Origin of the sequence: Cytophaga aurantiaca DSM 3654 (genome assembly GCF_000379725.1) — a bacterium.
Classification (GTDB): domain Bacteria; phylum Bacteroidota; class Bacteroidia; order Cytophagales; family Cytophagaceae; genus Cytophaga; species Cytophaga aurantiaca.
In genome coordinates this window covers 188,852-215,829 of sequence record NZ_KB903632.1, presented here as the reverse complement: position 1 = coordinate 215,829, position 26,978 = coordinate 188,852, and the positions used below count along the sequence as shown (strand labels likewise).

Here is a 26,978-nt window from a genome sequence, read left to right as displayed (position 1 = left end):
TAATAAATAATTAAATAGTCAGTATTTGAAAAATGATGATTGTCATATATTATGTTTCTTTATTAAATAATTAAACACTTTTTGTATAAAATTCAGGAATAAAGCCTTTCATTAACATACGTTAATTCTTGTTTTTATTACAAGACCGCCTCCAATCCATTTTATACTATTTTCCTTAAAATCCGTAATTTGATATAGTAGTTTTTAATAAAGTACTGATAAAACAGCTCAGTACTTTATTTTAAAAATTTAAAATATTGAAATAATTATGAATAAGCAATTCAACATTCTTGCTTTTATCTTTATAGGAATCTTCTTTGGTTCAAAAGTATACGCGCAACAAAACAGATATTGGGTAGGTAAAGCCATCTATCAGGATAATTTTGCCACTTCGGCAGATCTTTCACACTGGAGGCTGACGGAAGATAATGGAACAGGAAGCTGGACAGCAACAACGAAGTCTTCGGCCATTTTAAAAATGGATAATACAGCGGGAGGAAATGCCAACCGCTTGTTCAGTGTTACAACAGGCACAACTCCAAGATTATTAAGTCTGGACAAGGTATATGGTAAGGTTCAATACCAGGTAGTGGCGTTAACAGGAGGTACACAAACCTTTTATATTCAGGTTCAGGAATATAATGCATCAGGTACATTTATCTCTGAACAGGATTTACAGGATCCTCAGTCGGGTGCAGGGTTTTATACCATCAACATGAGTGATTATTCGTGGGATCCTGCTACAACACAGGTACGTTTTATTATTGCTGCAGAAAACCAATCCGGTCAGCAAGGAACGATTGAACTGAGTTATTTTAGCTATTACAATACAAATATTTTATGGAGTAATAGAGAAAACTGGTCTGCAACTTCCGGAGGTATTGGTGGTGCGAGTCTTCCGGGAACAAATGATAATATCTATTTTGATCAGAATAGTATTTCCAATGCATTTATTGACGTGCCGGTTTCAGTAAAGAATATTACTTTACAGTCAACCTTTAATGCAGGTTTGGTACAAGGAGGAAATAATAATTTTACTGTTTCTGGTAATTCGTATTTAGGCGGCGGTTTTTTAGTAGGAGAAACAGCGGATCTATATGTAAATAATGTAACGATGGATGGAACACAATATACAGCTACTGCCGGTACCATTCATATATCCGGAAGTCTGGTATATATATCCGGCAACTTTAACCCGACTACCGGTACCATAGAATTTATATCTTCCACACCGCAATCTATACCGGCAGTAAACTATTACGGTTTAAAATTAAGTGGGACCGGAACAAAAACAGCGGCAGGTAGTTTTAGTGTAGCAGGAAACTTTACCAATAACAGTACCTTCAATGCAGGAAGTTATACGGTAGTATTCAATGGGAAAGGAGCGGTTCAAAGTGTCTCAGGTACTTCAATAACGAAGTTTAATAATATACTTATTCAAGCACCGGCTATTGTAACCTTGGCTTCAGCTCAGCAACAGTCAGGTGTGTTAACCATACAACCGGGCGCTGCACTGAATGCAAACGGGAATCTTACATTGCTTGCTACTTCGCCTACGGTTACAGCGAGTATTGCGAACTTAACAGGAGCAACGCTTAATGGAAACATTACGGTCCAAAAATACATTTATTCATCAAAGCGTATCTATAGATATTTATCGTCACCAGTCAATAATGCAAAAGTTTCGGGATGGCAGGCAAGCATTCCCATTACAGGAACATTTTCCAATCCAAGCACAGGAGTTGGTCTTAACAGCACTACACCAAGTTTATTTACCTATAATGAAGCAAGCGCCGGTTTGCGTGATGTAGGCTATACTGCTTTTCCGGCATCTGGTTTATCATCTGCTGCTACGCTGATCAGAGGGAAGGGATATTCTATTTTTGTTCGGGATAATGTCGATCGTCCGCAAGTAGTTTCATTGACAGGAACTCCTTACAAAGGTAATATTGCCCTGCCTGTTACCTATACTTCTACTTTCGGAGGAGCTGCAGAAGATGGTTGGAATCTGGTTGGCAATCCGTATCCCGCATCCATTGACTGGAGCCTGATAGATGCATCAGATAGAGTGGGTGTTGATAATGCGATTTATTATCTGGACAATAACAATGCTTCACCTGTGTACAGAACGTATGTTAATGGTATAGGTGTGAACTGTAGCAATGGTGTGATCAGTTCTTCTCAAGGATTCTGGGTGAAAGCAAATGCATCTTCGCCTTCTTTAACGTTGCACGAAACACATAAAACAACAACCGCACCATCTATATATCGCATTGGCACAGATAAACAATTGCTTCGATTGCAATTGGATAGCGTTAACGCGACAAACTTTTTGGATGAAACCGTAATTGTTTTTCAGGATGACGCTACTTCTGATTTTGATGGCGAACTGGATGCATATAAATTGTACAATAGCTATTATCCTGCATTAGGCTCGTACCAGCAAAATGCTTCTATACTCTCTATAAACACGCTTAATACGAACATCGCTGCTGTGGATACGATCTTTTTGTTTACGCACAATGTAAAAGCTGGCCAGTATCGATTGGCTGTATCTGAATATTCAATTAACAATGATTATCAAACATATTTATTTGATTCATATTTGCAGAAAAAGTTTCCGATTAGTAGTACATTTGCATACACGTACACGGTAGGGGTAAATGAATTGACTGCAGCGAACAGATTTAAATTGGTTGTGGAGACAGCGTTAACAACGCCGATACTTTCCGGAACGAATACACAGGAAGCATTGCTTATTTATCCAAATCCTGCTGGTGCAGATAAAAACGTTTCGCTTAAATATACTGGAGCAAATAACAATCCTGTTGATATAAGTGTATATGACATGATGGGAAATAAAATTTTATCTATTGAACGAGTTGAAAGTGCGCAATCGGTATACACGCTTCAATTACCTGCTTCAATCGAAGGAGGCATGTACAATGTAGTGGTTCAGTACAATGGCACGACAGTAAGCCAAAAAATCATTGTCAAATAAATTTAATACAGCTATGAATAAATATACTAAATCCATTTTGCTATTGAGCTGTTTGTTGTTGACAGTGGTTCATGTGCATGCTCAATTGCCTGGTGATCCTGGCGGAGGCGATCCCGATGTAGGAGCACCATTGGATGGAGGAATATTGATAGCATTACTTGGAGGTCTTGGAATAGGTTTTTATAAGTTTGTTTTCAAAAAAAACAAACAGTAATCTGATTATATGAATAGTCCATTTATACGTAATCTGGCGCTTTGGTATAAAGCACAAGATGAGCGATATAGACTATTTTTTTTGTTTGCATTCAAAGCAGTATTCTTTTATTTTTTTTTTGATGCTGTTATCACAACGTATGTTGGATTAGTAACTCCAGGAGGCATAGAGTCTAAACTATTGATGCAATGGAATGTATTGGATTGGTTCGTAATGACTATTGTCTCGAGTTCTTATTATCTTTTGTCAGCATTACAATTTAATGTGTTTAAGAACGGTGATATTGTTGGCATTATAGGAACAGGAGGAATCGGGGTAGGTTATTATTGCATTGGTTATTATGTGTGGATGACAATTGCTGTGTTGGTTGGATGTTTTCCCGGAAAATGGAAAGTGAAATTATATTATATTTTGGCCTCTATTTTAATTATTCATTTTGTGAATATTATTCGGATTAGTTTATTAGCAGTTTTGGCTCAATATGATATTGATTTAGAAGATCAGCACATTATATACAATTATATTATTTATGGAATTACTGCACTTTTATTTTTAGGATATGTAGAATGGTTTTCGAATAGAGGAGAGGAAGTTGCTAGGTGGTAGTTTCTAATTGCTAGACGAGTGGGAGTTATTACATAGTACATAAAGTTCCGAGTCGGAGACTCTTTTTTAATTGCAAATCCTTAGAGCGCTTCGCTAACTCTAAGGATAGAGAGGGTCAGTAGACAGTGGTCAGTAGATAGACATGTTATTGTTGGTTCGCTTTGTTTTCAGCTCATAGGCCATTCGTTCGGGCGATCCGCTTGGCGGACACGAACAACAGCAAGATGTGCTTTATTAACATCTATTGATTTTTATAGCTAGTTTTTTATTCGCATTTTTGTTTTAAACCAAGCGAGGATATTGATTGTATGTTTACACGTTATCGGTATATATTATTTATACTTTATCTGTTTCTTGTTGGCTACATTGTTTTTTTTAACGGTCCGAGATCCATATTAACAGCAGAGTCAAGGGATGTACATATTGAGCTTATACCATTTCACAATACAGGATTTACCTTAGCACAATTGATGGACAAGTCATTTGCCGATCAATATGTTTTATTATACAATCTGATAGGTAATATTTTGCTGTTTGTTCCTTTTAGCTTTTTGCTGCTGTATAAGTCAACAAGATATACTCCGCTCTTTGTAATGAGTATGGCATTCTTGTTTAGTTGCAGCATAGAGTGTGTGCAGTATTTTTTTGTTTGCGGTATTACAGATGTGGATGATGTAATTTTAAATACATTTGGTGCCTGCCTTGGGGTAGTTATCAGTAGACAATTATCAGGTAAATATACCATGTAAAGTTTCGAGTCAGAGACTCTTTTTTATTACAAATCCTTAGAGCGCTTCGCTAACTCTAAGGATAGAGAGTCAATGGTCAGTAAGTATTGATATCGCTATCAATCAGATATTTTTTTAGTACTTAGTACTTAATACTTAGTACTAAATACTAAATTGCATTTAAATCAAATCTAACTATACGTGTATCAAGATCTATCCCGTTTTCAAATGCCTGATAATTTCAGAGGTAAACCAGGCTGGTATGTACAGATCTGGTGGGTTGTTCAGGCCTTGTTCTTTCACCCTTCTCCGCAGATCTTATATGGCTGGAGACGGTTTTTATTGAGACTATTCGGAGCAAAGATCGGTAAAGGAGTAATTCTTCGTCCTTCTGTACAAATAACGTATCCCTGGAAATTAACCATTGGAGAATCTAGCTGGATAGGAGATGATGTGGTATTGTATACCTTAGGTGAAATAACGATTGGTAAAAATGCGGTTGTTTCTCAACGATCATATCTGTGCACCGGAAGCCATGACTTTTCTAAAGAAACCTTTGATATTTTTTCGAGGCCTATTGTTATTCAGGATGAATGCTGGCTTGCAACAGATGTATTCATTGGTCCAGGAGTTAAAATCAATCAGGGCATCGTGATTGGTGCGCGTAGCAGCGTATATAAAAGTATTGAAGCAGCACCCGGGATATATAAAGGAAATCCAGCTGTTCGTTTTGCAGATAGAGGTTAGTTGTCAGTAGACAGTGGTCAGTGGTCAGAATTAGTAAAGCATACCAATAAGTCTAAACTATAAATTACGAGACGCAAAAATCCTGTTCTCTTGAAATCCTTTAATCGTGTTCTGCCCCTTGTTTACGAATCAGCAAACGAATAAGAGTCTTTGACTCGGTTTAATTATTTAATGAACAAATCAAAAACGAGTCAGAGACACTCTTTTATTAAATATCCGTAGAGCGCTTTGCTAACTCTACGGATAGAGTGGGTCCATATCCCCTGTATATCTAGGCTTACCATGAAAACCAACTGCATATCCACCTACAATTAAGTATTTAACACCTTTAGCGTTGAGTAATTGAATAAACTCTTTGAAGTCTGGTTGTAGGGTCATTTAATTCAGGATGTAATTGAATTCGTAAAAATTGGATGGCTTCAATTCGTTTTTCGTCTGAAAGACTTCGTAAATAATTTACACTTGGCTCTTCTGAATGTAAGCTGTGTATTTGAAGTTTTGTACGATCTAATCTAAATGAATCCATATACTAATATATCAAATTTTATGATGAAAAGCTAGTGGTCAGTAAACAGTGGATACTGGTCAGCAGACAGTTGTCAGTGGTCAGTAAAAAGGGCGGCTTCAGATATTTTATCCAATGTCGTTTAGTTAAGCATCTTTGATTGGCTGTTGTTGGAGTTTCTGCTTGAACATATGTGATGGTAGAGGAAGCGCACTTACGCAGATCACCAACAACAGCGGAAAAAGTGTGGAATATAGAGTATAAAGTATTAAGACCATAAAGAATAAATTACGAGACGCAAAAATCCTGTTCTCCTGAAATCCTTTAATCGTGTTCTGCCCCTTGTTTACGAATCAGCAAACGAATAAGAGTCTTTGACTCGGTTTAATTATTTAATGAACAAATCAAAAACGAGTCAGAGACACTCTTTTATTAAATATCCGTAGAGCGCTTTGCTAACTCTACGGATAGAGTGGTGCAGATAGAGGTTAGTTGTCAGTAGGCAGTGGTCAGAATTAGTAAAGCATACCAATAAGTCTAAACTATAAATTACGAGACGCAAAAATCCTGTTCTCCTGAAATCCTTTAATCGTGTTCTGCCCCTTGTTTATCGTGCTATCTCCTGAAACGTAATGACCTCAGGTGTGAAGCACACTATAAACACCAGTACAGCAAACCATCCCAATAATTTACGCTTCAGATCAAGCGGACGCTCATCAATTGAAGGCGGATGGTATACACCTAAGAAGCGACCGATCAGAAATGCATACAATAGCCAGCCATTATAACCGGTAACATCCGGAAAGATAAATTCAATAAGTAATTGAATGGTGAAAACTGCTACAGCAGCTAGAATGGCATTCATATAATTCTCATACATTCTTGAAAATACCAGGTATAAAAAGCCTAAATACAAGAGTACGAATTGAATTTTATCGAGCGCATCTGCAGTGAAGAAATTGATATCTGCCGGATTCTGTTGAAATAACCCAATACCTGCAAGTGTTACAAAGCCTGTAAAGAAGGTACCTGCAATTTTTTTGTGTGTACTATGACCAAACAAACCATATATAACATGACCGCCATCCAATTGTCCGACTGGAATTAAGTTCAATGCAGTAAAGAAGAGTGCCAGATATGCTGCAAACAAATAAGGGTAATGGAAGAACTCATATTGGTTCGGTATTTTATCTCCCTGATAGGAGAAAAGTTTTTTGAAAAACAGCATCAATAAATTGTCGCCAACTGTTAGAACAGAGAAGCTGGTTTCATATACGCGTTCAGGTTTAACAAGATCCGTTTCTGTTTTAATATGTTCAACATAATAAATCGAATCTTCTATGAATTTTTTATTTACATATGCATCACTCTGACTTTTCATATAATCGTATGTGTACACATGGTTCGCATAATCACCTTTAAATTGTTCATAATCGGGATGAATGCGGTAGATATATTCTTTTTCAGGAAGCGTTGCAAAACCATAGATCAATAAAAGGAATGCTGCTGCAAAGCCCGCTAATGGGCCTGCAATACCAATATCAAAGATGCTTGTACGGGATTGAATTTGTCCTTTCATCCGAATGAATGCTCCGAATGTGCCTATTGATGGGGTTCCCGGAAAATAAAATGGAATATAATATGGAAGCGAAACATCCAGGTTATATTTTTTAGCAAAGTAATAATGTCCAAATTCGTGAATGGTTAATACACCCAGAAATGTAATGGAGAAATTTAATCCACTCCAGATATAATCCCACATCGAATTAGCATATTCTCCTTTCCAGTCCGCACCTGCAAGCGTAGTCGTAGCAAAGGTTAGCAGAAATAAAAAGATATGTATGAGCAGTTGTTTGTATTTCTTAAGCATGTTTTAGCTGTTCAAGTAAATGGTGTTCTTCTGTTACATGCAGCGCATGAATGCCTGTTGCTAAAGCTCCTGCAATGTTATCGGCATTGTCGTCTAAAAAAACCGTTTCACTTGCCTTGAGTTCTTTCAGTTGTAAAACGGTTTCATAAATTTCAGTACTTGGTTTTATTAAGCCCAGATCGTAGGAGTACCATGTTGTTTCGAACAATTGTTCCAGCGCAGACACCTGAGTACATTCATACAAAATCCGGTTCACATCTTTAATATGAACAGGATTTGTGTTGCTTAATAAAAACAATCTGTAATCTGAAGCAAGTAATTTGATCCGGTCTATACGTTCTTGAGGAATGGGTAATAATAAGGTGTTCCAGGCATCGATAAGCTGCTGGTCGCTGGTGGTATCATTTACCTCAAGCAGCGAACGTAGTTTTTGCAGGAATGTGAAATTGCCAATGATTCCTTTTTCAAAATCAATAAATAGAGAAGTAGATTGATATCTGCGTTTGATCTCTTCAACAGGAAGGGAGCTAAGTGTTGCGAAAGCCTGAAATGTTTTTTCGAAATCGATCGGAATAATAACTGCTCCCAGATCGAAAATAATATTTTTAATGGATGTAAAATCGTTCATCTTATTCGTGTAAAATAATATAAAGGTACGATGTATTAAAGTAATAAAAGATACTTGGTAGTTCTTTTGTGTGCAGGATAAGTATGCCTTTTATTTATCCTTTATATGATTTTGCATGAAGCAATGGGTAATTATTGAATGCAGACTCATATAAAGCCATTTCAGTGCTTGTATGGTTCTATTTAAATTTTAGTTTTTCAATTAACTGATTGAAATAATCCGGAGACCAAATTTGAATGACTTTATCATCTTTAATAAAACGAATAACATCCTCTTTTATATGATCAAATGAAACAGCATTGATCTTTTCTTTAAGTAGGCCGATGACTTGTTCCGGAGTACTATTTTTCTCCTTCCAGTCTCCGGTATCTATAGCTCTCCGTAAAAAATGACGAACGTCTAAAGGAGTACCTTTTTTGATGTACCATTCCAGATCATACCAATCTCTTCCTTTTACCCTTTTTTTCCATTTTCTGAATAGAAGCGCATGCATTTTCCCTGCAAATAAACTTGGTTGTGTAAAACATTTCACATAAAAGGAGAATGGACGCAACAATAATTTTTCTTCCGTCTCAAAACCAAGCGGAGGTTTGCGATCCACTTCTATCTTAATTTTAATATTTCTGTTTGATTGTATGCCTAGCTGTTTAACAATATCTTCGAGCACTAATTCCTTCCATATCGTTTCTGATTTTAAAAAAGCGGACTCGACATTTGATTGCACTTTTTTATCTTTTTCTTTGATGCTAACAGTTATTCCAATCGCTTCAAATTCAGAAACAATTGAAGGGAAATAAGGTTCTAACGAAAAGTCCGGATTCGATTTGAGTAAAGAAAAATCCAGATCTTCTGAAAAACGATCCAGTCCGTAAAAAATACGTAATGCTGTGCCTCCATAAAAAGCTGCCTTTTCAAAAAAATCTGTTCTTGATAATCCAGCCAGGGTTATCTCCTGCATAATTTCACGCAAAGCAGATAACGTTTCGTCTTCGTTCTGTGGTTTGTATTCTGCTATCCATTCTTTAATCATAGTTCCTTTAATGTTTTAATGAGCATTTCAAGACTGTTTTTTTTAGGAGCATCATCTAACCACGAATGAATAATTGAAGTATCTAATTTTCGTAGCATGCTTTCATCCATCCGTTGATCTTCCAATAAGAAATCTTTTGTTTGACGTGTACTTCTTAAGGTAATTCCGGATGTAAGAATCACTTTATCACAAACAGCTTTTTCACGGGAAGCAATCAGCGCATATTGTTTAGGAGTAAGCTGTATAATTTCTATTCCAAAAGAATAATACGGAGAAGGAAGGTGTTGATACGTAAATCTTCCTTTTGGAGTGTTGTATTTTTTAGCAGTTTTCATTGTTATTGAAGTGATCTCATACACGCGTTCGGGTATGAACCCCCAATACGACAATGCAGCTTCCATTGATACATAGCTTGGTCCCCTTAAATGGTTGGCTATTAAAAATGGCATGGGGACAGGTAAATCTGTTTCGGGCCCTGGTACATAAAGCCCTCTTCTGATTGAAAGTAATTCTCCACTCTTTACTAATTCACTAATTTTATCATTGGGCCGCTTATAGTCCTTAAGTAGTTCCAGCATTAAATGCCTGGAAAAGGGAGCGTCTCCAAATCCTTTAGCTATTTTTTTTAGTTCCATGTTGAAATATTTACACATGAAAATCGGAATAAATCCGATTAAATGCAAATAATTAAACATTTAATGTTAGTATAAATTAATATAATCGGATTTATTCCGATTATCATATTATTTTAATTCATTCTTAAGAAACGACATACGTTCGTTTATGATAATTGCTTGAAGGGAAGGAAAATAGTAGATGGATAGAAAAGTAATAAAGATTTTTCGGACTATCTTAGAATGATTAAAAAATAAAATCCTTCTAAATCAATGACTTAGAAGGATTTATGTGGGCCCTGTTGGTATCGAACCAACGACCCCCTGATTATGAGTCAGATGCTCTAACCATCTGAGCTAAGAGCCCGAGAAAGGAATTAATTCCTTTCGAACTGCAATGTTACAGAAATGTGCTGAATTAAACAAATAAAGAACAGGATTTTAGGATTAACATGATAGACAAGATTTTTGAGTCTCATAAAGTTTTGCTTCAGGTTCTTCAGTGTAATTTCTTTTTTGAACATTCTTTTCTAGGAACTCCTTCTGTTTGACCATTCTATTTTGTTAAATGATTCTTTAAACTTCACTTTTGGAAGTTTAAAGAATCACCCAGTCTATCAGTAGAGTTAGCGAAGCACTCTACTGATGTTTAATAGAAGAGAGTCTTGACTCGTTTTTGATATGCTTGTCGAATGGTTGAATTGAGTCAAAGGCTTGTATTCAGTAGCTGAAGTGCTTTGCTAACTCTACAAATAGGAAGATAATGGAACGTTCCCTTCTCCTTTTAGGAGGAGGGCTGGGGATGAGGTCTGACTGTCAACTGACTACTTTTTCAATAAAAAACGCAGCATTCTTTTTACATGTGCAATGCGTGATTCCGGCTTGAAGGGTTTCTGGCTTGAACTCTCAATAATAGGATGCAATGTTTTTACCGCAATACAATTTACCCGTATCGCATTTAAACGAATAATGTCCAGCAAGGATGGTTTATATAAGAAGAACAGGTTTACATTGATCTCTGCACTTAATGTATAATTAAAACCCTTCATTAAGGAAACCAAACGATCCTTTGTTTCTTTATCGTTGGCTTCAATAATCAGCATCGTAGGTTTGTAGGTATTAAAATCGAAACCCGATAAAATTTCTTCTTCTGTACCTTCAACATCAATGGAGATGCAATCGATCTGTTTCTTGCCTACATACTCTTTTGCAACTTGATTTAGCGTAGAGGCAGGTACTCGTATCTCATTGCTATTGGTTGTGTCAAACCATTCAGTATTTGGTTTGACTCCTGAATATAAGCCTGTAGGTTCTGTTTGAAAAACAACTTCTTTTTGTTCTTCATTTTTAACAAGAGCTTTATTGATATTGATCGCATCGGGCCTATTCTTGATCAAAAAATCAAAGAAGATTGGGTTGGCTTCAATGGCAATTGTTTCCCATCCCTTTTTATATAAAGCATAGCTATTGCTGATGTGGTATCCGTCAAATGCGCCTATATCAATCAATATGCCCATTGTACGCTTTTTGAAAAAAGAATAGACAACATAATCTTCGCCATATTGGCTATACGAATTAAAATCACTCATTGCTTATAAAGTTATGATTGATGTCTATAATACCTCGAACATTCGGATGGTATTTAATTACATCGGTAGTTTCTTTTTCCAGAACATCCAGACAAATCAAATCCAGATAGTTGCCGCTTCCTGCATCTGAGTCGATATACAGACCAAAGGAATAGGTGCCGGCAACTAAAGGCAGTTTATGAAGTTCAAGCGTAGTTCTGAAAGAATTGGAAGAAGTACTGATTGCGTTTCTTAGATCTATGATGCCGATGCGTACACCTGCAGAATTGTACAACAGCAATGCAATACTTTTCAATAATATTTTTGATGCAAACTGCAGAGCTAAGGAAATCTTTACAGATTCATTCGAATAAATAAAGGTTGAATGTACCGCAAACTGTTCGATCAGAATAGAAGCATTGATCGAATGATTTGTTATGGCAGACTTTGTTTGACTCGTTTGGAGGTATTGTTTAATTGCTTCACTTGATTGCATCAATGGAGAAGAAATTCCATTTTCTAAAATAAATGCTTTTGAACAAAGTGATTCCAGCTGGCCCATATTATGACTGACAAATAAAATGGTTCTCCCATTTTTACTTACTTCATTCATTTTTCCCATACACTTTTTTTGAAAGTCGGCATCGCCAACTGCGAGTACTTCATCAATAATAAGTATGTCGGGTTCTAGATGTGCAGCAACTGCAAAGGCAAGTCGAAGCTGCATACCGCTGCTGTAGTGCTTCAGAGGAGTATCTAAGAAATTTTCCACACCACTGAATGCAGTGATCGCATCAAATTGTTTTGTGATCTCTGTTTTCTTTAGTCCCAATATGGAACCATTCAAATAAATATTTTCTCTGCCAGTTAATTCCGGATGAAATCCTGTACCGACTTCCAGCAAGCTTGCAATGCGTCCTCTGCAGGTTATTTTTCCTGTACTCGGGGGAGTGATCTTAGATAGTATTTTAAGTAAGGTTGATTTGCCTGCACCATTTTTTCCGATAATGCCAATACTTTCTCCCGGCATTACATTGAAGGAAACATTGCGCAATGCCCAAAAGTCTTCCTGCGTTTGATTTTTAGAGAATAGATGAGCAAGCGAATCCCGTATGCTAAGATACGGTTGCCGCTGGTGCTGAATGCTGAATTTTTTACCTATCGATTGAACTTCTAATATCGGCTGCATAGTTGTATAGGATTATGCGAGATCCGCAAAATAAGATTCTGTTTTTCTAAAATAATAAATACCCAAAACGAAGCATGCAAAAGCAAGACCTGTTCCAATCCCTACAAGCGTGTAATCAATAATTGCTGTTGCATCAAAGGCACTTCTAAAAATGTTTATCGCAACACTGATGGGATTAACAGATAATATAAATTTTATTGTTGGATTTGTTATGCTATCTATTTTGTATATAGTCGGGCTGCTATACAATGAAAATTGAACAAGGAATGGAATTACAAATCTGAAGTCCCGGTACTTAACATTTAAGGCAGAAAGAAAGCAGCCTGTTCCAATTGTTGTTATTAAGATAATGAATAAACTGAAGGGCAGAAAGATAATGAGTCTTGCGATATGTATTTCAACATGATAATAAAATAGCAGCAATACAAAAGGGATTAATGTCATGAAGAAATCAAAGACTGCTACAAGGATAGAAGAAAGCGGTATGATCAGTCGCGGAAAATATATTTTTTTTATAATGTTGGCATTGGTTACCATACTATTGCCTGCGGCCTGGATTCCATTTGAAAAAATGCCCCACAACATAAGTCCGGAATACACATAGATTGCATACGGTAAAGTGCTATCAGAGCCCGATTGTATCAATGTTCCAAACAGAAAGGTAAATACAAGCATCATGATGGTAGGCTGAAGTATAGCCCATGCCATGCCCAATGCAGTCTGTTTGTATTTTACTTTAATATCCCTCCAGGTGAAAAAATAAAATAACTCCCTATACGACCAAATCTCTTGGGCATTAATGGAGAACTTACTTACAGGTTTGATATCGAATTCCAATGCGTATAGTCTTTAAATTCAGGGTTTTTAATATTCGTCGCTGGGTTGAAAAATGAATAAGAGCATATACGGAGATTAAACGTATTCGGACAAATTTTTAGAGAATTTCTGAATAAATGTAGCAAGGATTGAATCAATGCTCAAATGTTTTTCTGCAAATGTACGGGCATTGTTTTTAATCTGAGTCTGATCGTTAGCCAGTATGCTGTTGATGCTTTCAAAGACAGCCGTTTTATTTTCAGCCTCACACATGTGTGCTAATGAATGGTCGGTTATCATTGAATACAAGGATGTGCCCGGTTCTGCAGTCACCAATGCTACAGCGCCAGCTGAAAGAATACTCATAAATTTTGAAGGCAATACTAAGTCGGCAGCCGACTTTTTCTGGATCACCATATGAATGTCTGCACAAGCCAGAAAGAAGGTGAGTTTGCTGTATTCCTGCAAGGGAAGGAAAAGTACATTCGTTACATTCTTTGCTGTCGCATATTCTATAAGACGGATCTTGGAGGCGCCTTCACCTGCAATCACAAAAAGTATATCCGGCTGCGCTTTAAATTCAGCCGCAACATCAATCAATAATTCTACACCTTGCTTTTCACCTAAATTACCGGAATATAAAATCACCTTAGAATCAAGCGGGATTCCAAGTTCTGTGCGCATAGATTCTGAAACTGGCAATGGTTTTATAATATCCGTTTCAGCCCAGTTTGCAAGCATGATGTATTTTGATTTGTCAATACCCTTGGCAAGGATACGATCTCTCATACCCTCACTAATGGAAGAAACATAATCGCATTTTTTTAGCCAGAAAAGTTCGATCTTTTCTAAGATACGTAAGGCTGTTTTGTTTTTAATTAAGCCCAGTTCTTTTGCAGCATCTACTTGCAGATCCTGTATATGGAATACCCACGTTGATTTGGGGTGGAATACTTTATACAACCAGGGCCAAAAACCAATGATCAATGGCGGATAAGGAGTGAATATAATGTCGTACTTTTTAAATAAAAACCGGATCCAATAAAAACTGGAGGATAAGAAAAAACTAAACTCGTGTATCATCCGGCTAGCACCAGTAACTTTTTTAGGTACATATAACGGACAACGGTATACGGATGCACCTGCAATCGTTTCTTTGAACCACCACTTGTTTTTGTAAGCCGCTTTTTTACTCCATTCAGGGTAGTAGGGCATTGCAGTAATCACATCAACGTTGTGATTTTTTTCGCCAGCCATGCGCCCATCTCGCCCGTATATTTGCCGATACCTGTTAGTTCAGGTGTATAGTTAATGCCGTGTATTAAAATATTCATTTACTCAAAGGTAGTTATAAAATTGATAGAGCAAATACGTTAAATAAATTGATTTTAAGTACTTATTTATTATTCTGTATGGGTTTAAAACCGTTTGCCAGATTGACTCCTCTTAATTGTATAGACGATAGGTCAAGGTAGCTGCATGGTATTTCATGATCAAAACAGCGTTCGTCCATAAGGGGGACATAGATTTTTTTATTTCCTACATATACATGGGTATAGGTAGCACCATTTGAATTTATTTTTTCAGGTAGTATGCTGTTTTTACTTAATGTACGACGTAATCCCCATGCTCCGAAACCGTAGTTGTTTCGTATTAATTTAAATAACAGTATTGAGCACACAAGTATGAAGAATAATTGTTTTTGTTTACTTGAATAGTTGTTGAAAAAATGAAATGCTGAATTGAAATACAACAGCGGACTGCAGCAAGCAATTAATATAAATATATGTCCGAATCTAAAATCCGGTGCAGTGAAAAACCAGAACACTACTCCGCACACAGAAGTTAATACAGTAATGTTTAGCAGACGTTTAGCAGGTATGATTTTTAAGATTTGTCCTATGAATAAAAGCATTGGCAATACTATGCTTCCAATAATAAGCAACTTTATGTATACCGTTAAAGCGTTCCACCAGATGGATACCCACTTCGTTAAAGGCATTTGTGAAACTTCGTAATAAAAGTCGTTGGGAGAGCGCGCCCATCCTACAATTTCAGTATTTGCTTGATGTACGATATGTGTTGGTACTTTCCAATCAAATGAGAATAGGTCAATTGCGGAGAATGGGTAGATTAGCCACCCTGTTAACAATACTGTATTTATAAGCCATGGGATACAAATTGCAAATGCGATAATGCTGATTCGTAAAACTTCCTTCCAATGTGCAGTGTAGGTAAATAAAATATATCCAGTGATCAAACAGATCGGTACACTAGAGAGCTTTGCCATGATGCAATACACGCTTAACAGAATTATGGGGATGAAGGTGTTGAATGTTATTGTTTTAGTTGAACGCTCGATCTCAATGATTCTAAGAAAAATAAATAATAAGAATACTGAAGAAGTATAATCCGGCGAAGGAGAAGAAATTTTAGTGCTTAATAAAATCAAAACATAAAAAAAGATTGCCTGAAAAATAAAATAGGTCGTTAAACCGTGCTGATTGAATGTATTAAAAAGATTTCGAATAAAGTATACCGTCAGTATTGAAAATAATACCAAATTGATGCAGAAAATTTCCTGACCGAAAACAGATTGAAGCGAAGTTAGTGCATACAAACTAAACACAATTGGGTTGAAGCCAAAGCGGTGATGTAGATTCGCTAGTCCAGGAACTGTCGGGTATTCTTCGATCCATTTAATGCATTGAATGTGGTAAAGTCCGGAGTCGAAAACGGCAGGTTCCTGACTAGCAAGATAAAAACCTACGACTACAAAAGGCGTAGCAAATAACAGAATATGACAATTTGAATGAATTGATTTTGCAGTTTTAATCAATTCATTTTTTATGTAGAAAGTGATCAGAGCTGCAGAAATGATGAAGCTGAGTGTGACAGTAAATGTTATTGGTATAAAGATGGAGATCAAACATGTTAATGTATTTATAATAACAAACCCGATTAATATTTTTTCAAAGATATTGCTTTTGAACGAGCCAATTTTTGTGGTAAAGAATCCAAAAGAAATAAAAAGAAATAAAGATATAAAGCTTGATAAAAATAATGCAATCATCGGTTCGTTGTTTTATAGTACGTTAGATTGATTTAAACGCATTGAATATTTTTTTGAACAGGATAGGCATATTCATCCGTTTGGTTATTTGCTTGATCTGTTTTTTCTCTTCATTCGTTAATGGGGCGATATCAATATAGTTGAGTAGATTTTTCGCGTTTTTGTAATCGTTTGAAGTATATGATTCTAGGAATCGTTTGAATAGATAATAATTTATAGCATCGCTTACCAACCTTTGATCGTTCGTATTTAATAATGTGTTTACTTTCTTTGATGATAATTCAAACGAAGATTCAAAGGCTTTTGTACTGTTGTGCAATGAATATGTCGAAGCAATTGTATGACACAATGAGTCCATCTCACGTTCAAAATTTAAAGCTGTTGCAATTGTTTTACTATTGGCATGCAATCTGAAATTGGCTAAAACTGCATCTGTTGTATAAATATTTTTTAGATCAATTTTAAATAAAATACGCATCCAAAGTTCTCGATCCATTACATAATTCAGCTTTTCATTTACAAATCCGATCTGATCAAGGAGTTGTTTACGGATGAATGTTTCCGGTTGATCAATACGTGCCCAGCCTATAGTTTTAGCAAGATTATCTTTGTATACATCTGTACCGGTAGAAAAAAAATCAATTCCGGTATCATCAAATATTCTGCTTCTGCCACAAAGCACGAGGCAATCTTTTTGCATGAATTGTTTGCCTACAAAATCAAGTGTGTTTGGTTCATAATAATCATCACTATTGAGCCAGTTGAAGACATCGCCTGTACTTAATCTTAAACCTTTATTTATAGCATGGCTTTGTCCGTGATCAGCTTCGCTTACCCAATGCGTTAAATGCTTGCTGTACTTTTTTATAATCTCTACAGTATTATCGGTGCTGCCTCCATCTATAATAAAATATTCAAGATTTGAATAGTTTTGAGATAAGACCGAATCAATTGTTTGTTCAATAAATTGGCCTTGATTGAAGGAAGGTGTTACGATGGAAATTTTAGGTAGCAAGATGTTGAATAGTTATTTCAATACAATATAAAAATAAACCGCAAAGTGCGCAAAGCAGATTTTCGAATGAATGATGAAATTTAAGCGTCATCGTACTTTATACTCAGTACTTCGTACTTTCTTCGTCTAGAAACTAGTAACTAGTAACTGGAAGCTAAAGAGAAACCCAATGTGTCTTGATGTTAACAAATTCATGCATGCCATATATGGAAAGTTCTCTGCCATAACCTGAGTTTTTAATTCCACCAAAAGGGATACGTGCATCGGAACGTACCATATCATTAATAAATACCGATCCGGATTCGATCTGATTGCATAATTGTTTTGCATGTTCAATATTGTTTGTCCATATGCTTGCGCTAAGACCGAAAGACGTTTCATTCGCGATCTCAATTGCTTCTTGTTCGCTTGAAACCCAGATGCATGTAAATACAGGTCCAAACAATTCTTCTTTGCGTGCAGGAGAATCAGCGGGTATATTTTCTAAAATAATCGGTGAAAAGAAATTGCTGTCAGAATCGTTGAATGGATGTGTGTAGTAGACGCTTGCACCCGCAGCAATTGTTTTATCAACTTGACTCTTCAATTGTTCTTTAAGGTCGGGACGGGCCATTGGTCCAAGATCCGTATCAGCCAATAAGGGGGGGCCTAATTTAAGAGAACTAAGAGCCATTGATAGCTGATGCATAAAACGATCATAGCAATCTGCATGAATAATAAAACGTTTTGCAGCTATGCAGCTTTGGCCGTTATTCACTAAACGACTTTTAATAGCTTGTTTTACACAGCTGCTTATATTCGCATCAGCCAAAACAATAAATGGATCGCTGCCGCCAAGTTCTAATACGCATTTTTTTAAATGGGTACCTGCTGTTTTTGCAATAGCTCTGCCGGCCTTCTCGCTTCCGGTAAAAGATACACCTTGTATGATAGGAGAAGAAATGAGGATTTCAATATCTTCAACGGAAGCAAATGCAGAAAGGAATGTGCCGGGTTTAAAGCCCGAACGTTCGAAAAGAGACTGCATAGCAGATGCGCAACCTTGCACATTTGGCGCATGTTTTAGGATTGCTATATTGCCTGCCAAAAGAGTTGGAATTGCAAATCTGAACACTTGCCAAAAAGGAAAATTCCAGGGCATGATACCCAGTATACATCCAATCGGTTCGTATTGAATATAGCTGTAGCTGTTTTGTTCATTCATCTTTAGATCAGCGCTGTGTTGGAGGAAAGACTCTGCCTGATCTACATACCAACGTACAAGACCGATGCATTTTTCTATTTCAGCGATACTTTCCAAAATCGGCTTCCCCATTTCATTGCTGATCAGTAGGGCTAACGCAGATTTTTCTTCTTCCATTAGATGACTCAGTCCATCAAAAAAATCTTTACGTTCTGATAGAGGTGTGTTTTTCCAATAAGAATAGGTTGATTGTGATAAGGCTAGTTTTGTTTTCAATTCTTCAGCTGTATCAAATGTGCCTTGGAATGTTATAGCGGAAGTATATGGATTGTGCGAAACGATCATTTTTATGCATTTTCTTGTATATAAATGTACTCATTTATAAAAGATATACTCTATAAATTAGTAAGCATATACCTTATGCGAATGATATTGAATAACATAGAAAAAGTCATATTGTATATTTTGTAAAAGAATCATACTAAAGAACAGTTGTTTAATGATATTTTTCATTTTGTCATTTTTTAACTTTTTTTAAATATGTCTAATAATCAACCTTAATTTTTACAATAATTATTAATATTTGTATTTTTTAGTTTTAAATTAAACCATATTTCTTATATAATGCATTAATAAATACTATTTATAGCAATATTTTAAGTTGTATAAAAACGGTATAAATGTAATTTTTTCAATAATTTCTTATGCGTTTTAAGTGTTTTTTACAAAAGAGGATAAAATTGTTTTATAGGATTAGTACAATTTGATGAGAATTGATAAGTTCGTATTATATAAGAATGAAAAGAGCATCTTTGAATACACTAAATAATTAACCAAAAGAAATGAGCCATGAAAAAAATTGAAGCTGTTATTCGTACTTCTAAATTTCTGGAATTGAAAGAATCCTTGAATAAAATGGGCATTCAATTTTTTACGTATTCAGATGTGAAGGGTGTTGGACATCAGGCAACAGAAAAGGCAGTGTATAGAGGAGTACAATATGATTTAGGATACATTGCCCGAACAAAGTTGGAAATTATTGTTAGTGAAAAAGTAGAAGAAGTCATTAAATGCATCGTTGATACCTGCAAAACCGGCGAACTCGGAGATGGTAAAATATTTGTTTCAAACATTGAAGAATGTGTACGTATCCGCACGGGCGAAAGAGGAGTGCCTGCCTTGCAATAACGGAAGCATAAGAAGAACCCCTTTTATCAATTTATACTTTTTGAATTAAACGAACTAAATATAAAATACTATGACAACAGCAGTATTAGATACAGTAGAGGCGGCAGCTACAATCATAGATACCATAAAAACGGTCAGTGCAATACCTGTAGATACATTGGTATCGGCAACTTTAGTAAATGCAACACAGGCACAGGTTGAGTCAATCAGTTTAACATCAAGTAATATTTGGATGATGATCTGTACCGCTTTGGTCTTCATCATGAATCTTGGTTTTGCCAGCGTTGAATCAGGTTTGGCCCGATCAAAAAATACAACAAATATTTTATTTAAAAATACCATTACACCTGCTATTGGCATCATTATATTTTCTTTATGGGGACTTAATTTAATGTATCCGGGAGCCAACTATGCTGAAAAAATATATGGCTTTGCAGGATTTGGACTTGAGGAACCATTGATAGATGGCAAGCTGGATCTATCGTATAACAGTGGCTACACCTATTGGACAAACTTTTTATTTCAGGCAATGTTTGCTGCAACTGCTGCAACAATTGTTTCCGGCGCTGTAGCGGAGCGTATTAAAATAACCAGTTATATGATCTTTACTTTTATCATTATAGGAGTAATTTATCCAATCGTTGGCATGTGGGGTTGGGGCGGTGGCTGGTTAAATGTAATCGGTGGAGACTTGCCATCATTCTATGATTTTGCAGGATCTACCATAGTGCATAGTGTAGGTGGCTGGGCGGCGTTGGCCGGGGTGATTGTACTTGGTCCACGTATTGGGAAATATGTTGATGGTAAAATTATTCCTATACCCGGGCACAGCATGCCGTTGGCTACAATCGGAGTATTTCTATTGTGGTTGGGCTGGTTTGGTTTCAATGGAGGCTCTGTATTATCGGCGGATCCTGCACGCACCTCATTGGTTTTGGCAACTACTTCTTTGTCCGCAGCGGCAGGTGCTATTGGCGCATTAATCACAGCCTATGTATATTTGAAAACACTTGATTTATCAATGATACTGAATGGTATTTTAGGCGGTTTGGTAGGTATTACTGCAGGAGCTGATTTAATGAGTCCGAACGAATCCATTCTTATCGGTTTGATCTCAGGTTCTGTGGTTGTATTTGCTGTGGTGTTTTTTGATAAAATTAAAGTCGATGATCCGGTAGGAGCTACTTCCGTGCATTTGGTATGTGGTATATTAGGCACCTTGTTTGTGGGAATATTAGGAGATAAAGGTTTTGGTGGTTCTGCAGAAGGCGCTGGTTTTTCTCAGTTGATAACACAGTTAATTGGAATTACTGCAGTTGCTGCTTTTGTATTTCCTGTATCCTATATTGTTTTTACAATTATCTCTAAAACGGTGGGATTAAGAGTTTCTGCAAAAGAAGAAATTGAAGGCCTGGATATTGCTGAACATGGAATGAAAGCCTATAACATTGATATGGATAAAGAATATTAATATAATTCATTATAATAATGCAAAATTGAAACTATGTTGTACGTTTTGCATTATTATTTTCAAATATCCTATGTAAATACAGTAGTAATTTTAGTATCTTTCATCGTTGAATAATAAAACCTGAAAGTTTGTTTTTTTCAAATGAACAGTATGTTTACATCTACTACGACTATGTTTCAATCATTATTTATTAGGTCCATTTTTTTAATCTTAAGTATTCTAGCTATTGATGTAGCTGCACAGGCGCAAAAAAAGCTGTATAAAGGACAATATCATGGAGGAGGAAGAAGAACTTCAAATATTTCCTTAAGAAATATTACAAAAAACGAATTGCTTACATTATGTGTAACGGGCGGTTTGGCAACTTACAACGGTGATTTATCCGGTACATTTAGCGGGCATTCTTTCACACCTCAAATGGGTTTGGGAGCCATATTACGTACCCAGTATTTAGGAAAACGTTTAAACCTGAGAGCGGATATACGTGGTTTCAGATTACACTCAAATGATATTTATAAAGATAGAAATTTAGATTTCAGATCTACCAATTGGGAATTCTTAGCTTTAGGGCAGGTTGATCTTTTCCCCTATGAAAAACTGATGCGCAGAAGAACAAAAATTAATCCATATGTTTATGCAGGTATAGGTTTAATGACTTTTGATCCCTGGGGACAAATGTCAAATGGTAAATGGCATCAATTGCGTCCTTTGGAAACAGAGCATGTTAAATACGGCAATGTAACTTTTGTGTATACGGTAGGACTGGGTTTTAAATACAGTCACAGCTATCGCTGGAATTTTATGTTCGAAGCAGGATATCGCTTTACAACAACCGATTATATTGATGATGTAAATGGTCCATATTATCCTGCAGGAAATTCTTTTGATAATTCAATATCAAGGATGATGTCAAATAAATCAACTCAACCCAATCCCACTACAGTTAAAACAGGTAGGGGTAGTGGAAAATATAATGATGGGTATGTTATCGTCTCTGTAGGAATGACCTATACGTTTACAAAACACCATACTCGTAGAACATCTAGAGGAGGAAACTTGCTACGGAAATAAGAATCTCTGATATAATAATATGAATAAAGTTATATTTTATAATTGAAATATGTCTAATAGAGATATTATGTATAAAATATGTACAAATAAACGAACTGAAATTTGTAATAATTAACTTGAATTCTTATTTTTAAGAGGTATATTAAATTAACATCATGAGATTGCGCAATCTTTCAGTAATTCTAATAGTTTTAAGTCTTTTATTGTCATTTATTACGAATGCGCAAACAAGACGAATCTATAAAGGTCAATATCATAAAGGCAAAGCACAACCAGGCATTAGTCTGAAAAAGATTTCTAAAAATGAATTGATAAGTATCTTTGGAACTATTGGATACGCTACGTATTATGGAGATTTATGCGAAGGTATTGATTGCTTTAAATTCAGACCTCAAATAGGCGCAAGTGCATTGTTAAGAACAAATTATTTAAAGAAACGTCTGAGTTTAAGAGCAGATGTTCGTTTTTTTAGATTGTATTCCGATGACTACTACAAATATCGAAATTTAAATTTCAGATCTTCAAACTGGGAATTTATTGCTTCCGGACAATTTGATTTTTTTCCCTATGAAAAAATGATGCGTAGACGTCCAAAGATCAATCCATATATTTATGCAGGTGTGGGCTTAATGACCTATGATCCATGGGGACAGATGGGAAATGGTAAATGGCATCAATTGCGTCCTTTGGAAACAGAACACACCAAATACGGAAATATAGCTTTCTTATATACGGCTGGTTTTGGCTTAAAATTCAGATACACATACAAATGGAGTTTTATGGTTGAGGGCGGATACCGCTACACAACCACAGATCATATTGACGACGTTAGTAAAGCAAAATATGATCCTGCGAGTTCATTCGACAATACCATTTCTGCGGCCATGTCGAATAAATCAACAAATTTCCCTTATAACGGTTCGGATGCAAATACACCTCAGGATTATAGAGGGAATCCGAAAAATAATGACGGATACTTCATTTTTTCAGCAGGTATAGTATATACATTCACGAAAAATCACAAGCCTAAATTCCATAACGATAAAACGTTATTACGTAAAAACTAATACCTTCGGGTTGATTATCCTATAAACAAAAAGCCATACTTAATAATTAAGGTATGGCTTTTTGTTGTATAGGGCTGTGTCATCTTAAATAAATTGACACCAAATATTCTACATTCATTATGTCTGCGGTGAATGACAAGACCTGGATTGAAAAGAAAAAACTAACTGCCTATTAAACAAAAAATAAAACACTTTTTAGGACTGAAATTAATCTTATAAATCTGTGAGTTATTATTATGAGATTCAATTGGTAGCCTCACGTAAATCTCCGGTTGATAAGATCTTATTGAAGGAGATGTTAGATAGAAGTAGCTAAAGATCAACTAAGATTTTAAAAGTCATAATACTTATTGAATAAAGCAGTTTTAAAACTGAATCCAATAATCTTATCTGTATCCTTTGCATCTGCTGTTTTTTGAGAACGCAACGTAAAGGATGCTTCAAGACGCATATTCACTTTGGGGTTGATGATGTATGCAGCAGTGAAGGTGTTGTAAAAGAGAGTAGTTTTATATCCTTGCAGAATTTTTTGATGGCCATTTGTATAATAATTGCTTGGATATTGACTGATGTCTGCAAAAATGTTATGTCCAAAGTTTGTTGCAGCAGTTTGATCTGCTCCATAGGTACAATAAACCAATCGATTTGAAATAGACCATCTTTTTTTATTGTAATCAATGATTCCAATGTATTCAATAAAGTTGGCATTTTGTGGGTGTGCCAAGGATTGATCGTAATGCGAATAATTCTGCAGCGATAAACGATGTGAATAGGTGTATGGCATTACATAATTCATCTCACCTTGTACAGCAAGACCTTTGATTTTGGCAATATTAAAATAACGTCCCCCTAATTGAAAGCCATATTTTTGAGGATATGCTGAGTTCGGTTTCTTTAATTCATCGAATTTCATATCATCTAAAATGAATTGCCCGTATGCATACATATTATGTAGGATCTGGTATTTTACATTTATACCCATCAGCGCATTGTCGGCAGACCCGTTGTAAGCTTCAGTTGGTCTTAGAAAAATTACAGGGTTTAGATAAGACCAGTCAAAACCTCTTACTCCATTAGAATCTGCAGCTTGCCATATAATGGATTCAAAAAAGCCTAACTCAAAAGATCGATTAATCTTCCAGCTTAAGTAGTGGGTAGTGGAATATTTTTTCGGGTAGCCTTTCCCCAGCACCGTTGATGCTTCTGCACGAACATCCTGGAATTGTTCATACATGACCATGTATTTAATATGCCAAAACGAAGTTTGTATTTTAAAGAATGGATTATTGGTTGAATTGTCTGAGCGTAATAAAGAACGATACCCATTTCCGATAAAATTTTTATCCTGACCAAATTGGACCGTTACATATCTGTTGGGCGCATAACACACATACCCAAAAGGAATACTGAAATCCTGTCCTCCATTTCCTTTAAAACTTTTGGTTAGTCCTTGTCCGGGTACAACTAAATTAGAATCTATAAATGTATTGATGTAATCGGGAAAGCTCGCCTGGTTTTCGTAAAAGCCGGTGTAGAAGGAAAACTTATCTCCAAAATCACCATACACTAAAAAGCCTCGGGTATTTCTGTAATACTGTTGCTTCTTACCTGGGTCGTATTGAAGTTCAAAATCAAATAATGGAGTGGCTCTGATTGATACGATGCCTGAATCAATTGGTATCAAATAATTATTTACAAAGTTATCAGCAACTTTTGTAAAAAAGTTTTTTCGCTGAATAGAATATTTTATTCCATTTCGTAAACTATCTTGATTATATAACCCCTTTGTTTCTTTTATAAAATATGGCTGAATAGATGTGTGTAGATCGTTGTCTTTAGAATGGATAGAAGCTTCTTCACTTAGTAAATATTGACGCTCTAACGGGCTAAATCTGCTTTGTCCTAGGGCAGCTGTATGAAATGCAGCTATAAAAATAATACATCCAAGTTTAAAACGCATTTTTATCGCCTTTAAGCATTGTATAAACAGTCATGAAAATAATCTGAATGTCCAGTAAGAAGGTCCAGTTTTCGATGTACCATAAGTCATATCGAACACGTTTCATCATGTACCTGGGTTGAGTTGTAGCACCTCTGAATCCATTGACTTGTGCCCAGCCAGTGATGCCTGGTTTGATTAAATGGCGCACCATGAATTTATCAATGATTGCAGAATAGTCTTTTGTATGTTTTAACATATGCGGACGTGGACCAACAACAGACATGTTTCCGATAAGCACATTGACAAATTGCGGTAGTTCATCGAGGTTTGATTTCCTTAAAAATTTACCGATCAATGTTATACGGGTATCATTTTTAATTGCCTGAACATTGTCCGAGTCTTTGTTCACAGACATACTTCTGAATTTGTAACAATCAAATTCTTCATTGTTTCGACCACTTCTTTTTTGAATGAAGAGTATTGGTCCTGGAGAACTTAGCTTAATCGCAATTGCAAGTAAAGGGAACAACCAGCTGCATATAAATATTAAAACGAATAGAGAAAAAACAACATCAAACAATCGTTTTAACATCCGACTGAATAAATTCTCCAGAGGCTCTTTTCGAATATTTAAAACAGGGACATGATCATAAAATTCCAAATCAACTTTTTTATTTAAAAAGCCTCTAAAGTCAGGAACCAGATGGATACGGATGAGGTGGTTGTCTCCATATTCAATGATTGATCGGATCTTTTTGGAAGAAGTAAATGGAAGCGTACAGAAAATCTCATCAATTTTCATTTTAGATTCACAAATCTCTTTTAACGCATCAACATTTCCCAGAACCAGTTCTTTATGTTTTACATGGCTGATTGCATCGTCTAAGAAGCCCATGAAACGATATCCGGAATTGTCTTTAGAAATTACGTATCTCATTACCTGTAATCCTACAGGACCGGCTCCGATAATAAGTACATTTCTAAAATTAGATCCGGATTTTCGGTACCAGTTCAGAAGCATTATGAAAAATATTCTCCATACGAATATACTTACGCCTATTAATAAATAGGTTATTAAAATCATTTGTCTGGAGTAATAAGAATCTTTTAATGCTCCGATAAATGTAAAAATGATTAAAACATGAAGAGATACGATCTTGATAATATTCCATACAACCAATTCGAGCTTACGTCTTCTGGCTGTGGAATAAACATATATATTGAAAATGAATGCTAGAATGAACCAGGCCATATTGAAAATTATGTGCAAGGTTATGTAATGATCTTTAATTTGACCGAATGGGGGAGTTTGGTCAGAAATTAAATAGGCAGTAAAAAACGCAACATTTATTAATGATACATCTCCTAGAAATTGGATTAACCATAAAAACTTGCTGTATTTTGAATTCATATTTTAATATAATAGAAAGTGAAATTACAAAAAGAGAATTA

The 26,978-nt window shown here is 35.8% G+C and carries 23 protein-coding genes and 1 tRNA gene; 9 read left to right on the top strand and 15 right to left on the bottom strand.

What is annotated here, in order from left to right; translation table 11 throughout:
- Window positions 1-268 precede the first annotated feature (268 nt).
- From A3EE_RS0108500 to A3EE_RS0108480, 5 genes are all read left to right on the top strand, one after another.
- Entirely contained in the window at window positions 269-3,001 is a 2,733-nt protein-coding gene (locus tag A3EE_RS0108500) for a T9SS type A sorting domain-containing protein (RefSeq protein WP_018343022.1), read from the top strand.
- Window positions 3,002-3,014: 13 nt separating this feature from the next.
- Window positions 3,015-3,215, top strand: coding sequence for a hypothetical protein (locus tag A3EE_RS0108495; RefSeq protein WP_018343021.1), 201 nt, complete (start codon window positions 3,015-3,017; stop codon window positions 3,213-3,215).
- Window positions 3,216-3,224: 9 nt separating this feature from the next.
- Entirely contained in the window at window positions 3,225-3,821 is a 597-nt protein-coding gene (locus A3EE_RS0108490) for an archaeosortase/exosortase family protein (protein WP_018343020.1), read from the top strand.
- A 308-nt stretch (window positions 3,822-4,129) separates the two neighbouring features.
- Entirely contained in the window at window positions 4,130-4,570 is a 441-nt protein-coding gene (locus A3EE_RS21305; RefSeq protein WP_018343019.1) for a VanZ family protein, read from the top strand.
- A 180-nt stretch (window positions 4,571-4,750) separates the two neighbouring features.
- Window positions 4,751-5,296, top strand: a complete 546-nt coding sequence (locus A3EE_RS0108480) for a putative colanic acid biosynthesis acetyltransferase (RefSeq protein ID WP_026209677.1) — start codon at window positions 4,751-4,753, stop codon at window positions 5,294-5,296.
- A 237-nt stretch (window positions 5,297-5,533) separates the two neighbouring features.
- Here A3EE_RS0108480 and A3EE_RS21830 read toward each other — a convergent pair whose 3' ends face one another.
- From A3EE_RS21830 to A3EE_RS0108415, 13 genes are all read right to left on the bottom strand, one after another.
- Window positions 5,534-5,674: a hypothetical protein gene (locus A3EE_RS21830; protein ID WP_018343017.1), complete on the bottom strand. Its 141-nt coding sequence runs from the start codon at window positions 5,672-5,674 to the stop codon at window positions 5,534-5,536.
- A 734-nt stretch (window positions 5,675-6,408) separates the two neighbouring features.
- Window positions 6,409-7,671, bottom strand: coding sequence for a site-2 protease family protein (locus A3EE_RS0108470; protein WP_018343016.1), 1,263 nt, complete (start codon window positions 7,669-7,671; stop codon window positions 6,409-6,411).
- On the bottom strand, window positions 7,664-8,299 hold the full coding sequence (locus A3EE_RS0108465; RefSeq protein WP_018343015.1) for an HAD family hydrolase: 636 nt from the start codon (window positions 8,297-8,299) through the stop codon (window positions 7,664-7,666). The genes A3EE_RS0108470 and A3EE_RS0108465 overlap by 8 nt, the downstream gene beginning before the upstream one ends.
- A 178-nt stretch (window positions 8,300-8,477) precedes the next feature.
- Window positions 8,478-9,329, bottom strand: coding sequence for a nucleotidyl transferase AbiEii/AbiGii toxin family protein (locus A3EE_RS0108460; RefSeq protein ID WP_018343014.1), 852 nt, complete (start codon window positions 9,327-9,329; stop codon window positions 8,478-8,480).
- A complete protein-coding gene (locus tag A3EE_RS0108455) occupies window positions 9,326-9,964 on the bottom strand; it encodes a type IV toxin-antitoxin system AbiEi family antitoxin domain-containing protein (RefSeq protein ID WP_018343013.1) in 639 nt (212 codons plus the stop codon). The genes A3EE_RS0108460 and A3EE_RS0108455 overlap by 4 nt, the downstream gene beginning before the upstream one ends.
- Window positions 9,965-10,236: 272 nt before the next feature.
- Window positions 10,237-10,310 (bottom strand) — tRNA-Ile (locus tag A3EE_RS0108450).
- A gap of 457 nt (window positions 10,311-10,767) precedes the next feature.
- Window positions 10,768-11,532: an FkbM family methyltransferase gene (locus tag A3EE_RS0108445; RefSeq protein ID WP_018343012.1), complete on the bottom strand. Its 765-nt coding sequence runs from the start codon at window positions 11,530-11,532 to the stop codon at window positions 10,768-10,770.
- Window positions 11,525-12,700: an ABC transporter ATP-binding protein gene (locus A3EE_RS0108440; protein WP_018343011.1), complete on the bottom strand. Its 1,176-nt coding sequence runs from the start codon at window positions 12,698-12,700 to the stop codon at window positions 11,525-11,527. Before A3EE_RS0108440 ends, A3EE_RS0108445 begins: the two co-directional genes overlap by 8 nt.
- Window positions 12,701-12,712: 12 nt before the next feature.
- A complete protein-coding gene (locus tag A3EE_RS0108435) occupies window positions 12,713-13,537 on the bottom strand; it encodes an ABC transporter permease (RefSeq protein WP_083921257.1) in 825 nt (274 codons plus the stop codon).
- A 75-nt stretch (window positions 13,538-13,612) separates the two neighbouring features.
- Entirely contained in the window at window positions 13,613-14,773 is a 1,161-nt protein-coding gene (locus tag A3EE_RS21050; protein WP_018343009.1) for a WcaI family glycosyltransferase, read from the bottom strand.
- Window positions 14,774-14,912: 139 nt separating this feature from the next.
- Window positions 14,913-16,589, bottom strand: coding sequence for an LIC_10190 family membrane protein (locus A3EE_RS0108425; protein ID WP_018343008.1), 1,677 nt, complete (start codon window positions 16,587-16,589; stop codon window positions 14,913-14,915).
- A gap of 22 nt (window positions 16,590-16,611) precedes the next feature.
- Window positions 16,612-17,604, bottom strand: coding sequence for a glycosyltransferase family 2 protein (locus A3EE_RS21300; RefSeq protein WP_018343007.1), 993 nt, complete (start codon window positions 17,602-17,604; stop codon window positions 16,612-16,614).
- A 154-nt stretch (window positions 17,605-17,758) separates the two neighbouring features.
- Window positions 17,759-19,132, bottom strand: a complete 1,374-nt coding sequence (locus A3EE_RS0108415) for an NAD-dependent succinate-semialdehyde dehydrogenase (RefSeq protein WP_018343006.1) — start codon at window positions 19,130-19,132, stop codon at window positions 17,759-17,761.
- Window positions 19,133-19,636: 504 nt separating this feature from the next.
- Here A3EE_RS0108415 and A3EE_RS0108410 point away from each other — a divergent pair.
- The 4 genes from A3EE_RS0108410 (at window position 19,637) to A3EE_RS0108395 (ending at window position 23,584) form a co-directional block, all read left to right on the top strand.
- Window positions 19,637-19,975, top strand: a complete 339-nt coding sequence (locus tag A3EE_RS0108410; protein WP_018343005.1) for a P-II family nitrogen regulator — start codon at window positions 19,637-19,639, stop codon at window positions 19,973-19,975.
- 70 nt (window positions 19,976-20,045) lie between these two features.
- Entirely contained in the window at window positions 20,046-21,446 is a 1,401-nt protein-coding gene (locus tag A3EE_RS0108405; protein WP_018343004.1) for an ammonium transporter, read from the top strand.
- A gap of 171 nt (window positions 21,447-21,617) precedes the next feature.
- Window positions 21,618-22,517, top strand: a complete 900-nt coding sequence (locus A3EE_RS0108400) for a hypothetical protein (RefSeq protein WP_018343003.1) — start codon at window positions 21,618-21,620, stop codon at window positions 22,515-22,517.
- 155 nt (window positions 22,518-22,672) lie between these two features.
- A complete protein-coding gene (locus A3EE_RS0108395) occupies window positions 22,673-23,584 on the top strand; it encodes a DUF6089 family protein (protein WP_018343002.1) in 912 nt (303 codons plus the stop codon).
- 331 nt (window positions 23,585-23,915) lie between these two features.
- On the opposite strand, the gene A3EE_RS0108390 is transcribed toward A3EE_RS0108395, so the two are convergent.
- Together A3EE_RS0108390 and A3EE_RS0108385 are read right to left on the bottom strand one after the other, a co-directional pair.
- Complete coding sequence (locus tag A3EE_RS0108390; RefSeq protein WP_018343001.1) at window positions 23,916-25,544, bottom strand: hypothetical protein; 1,629 nt, start codon at window positions 25,542-25,544, stop codon at window positions 23,916-23,918.
- Window positions 25,534-26,937 carry an undecaprenyl-phosphate glucose phosphotransferase gene (locus tag A3EE_RS0108385; RefSeq protein WP_018343000.1) on the bottom strand — a complete coding sequence of 468 codons (1,404 nt, stop codon included), beginning with the start codon at window positions 26,935-26,937 and terminating at the stop codon, window positions 25,534-25,536. The genes A3EE_RS0108390 and A3EE_RS0108385 overlap by 11 nt, the downstream gene beginning before the upstream one ends.
- Between the last annotated feature and the right edge of the window lie 41 nt (window positions 26,938-26,978).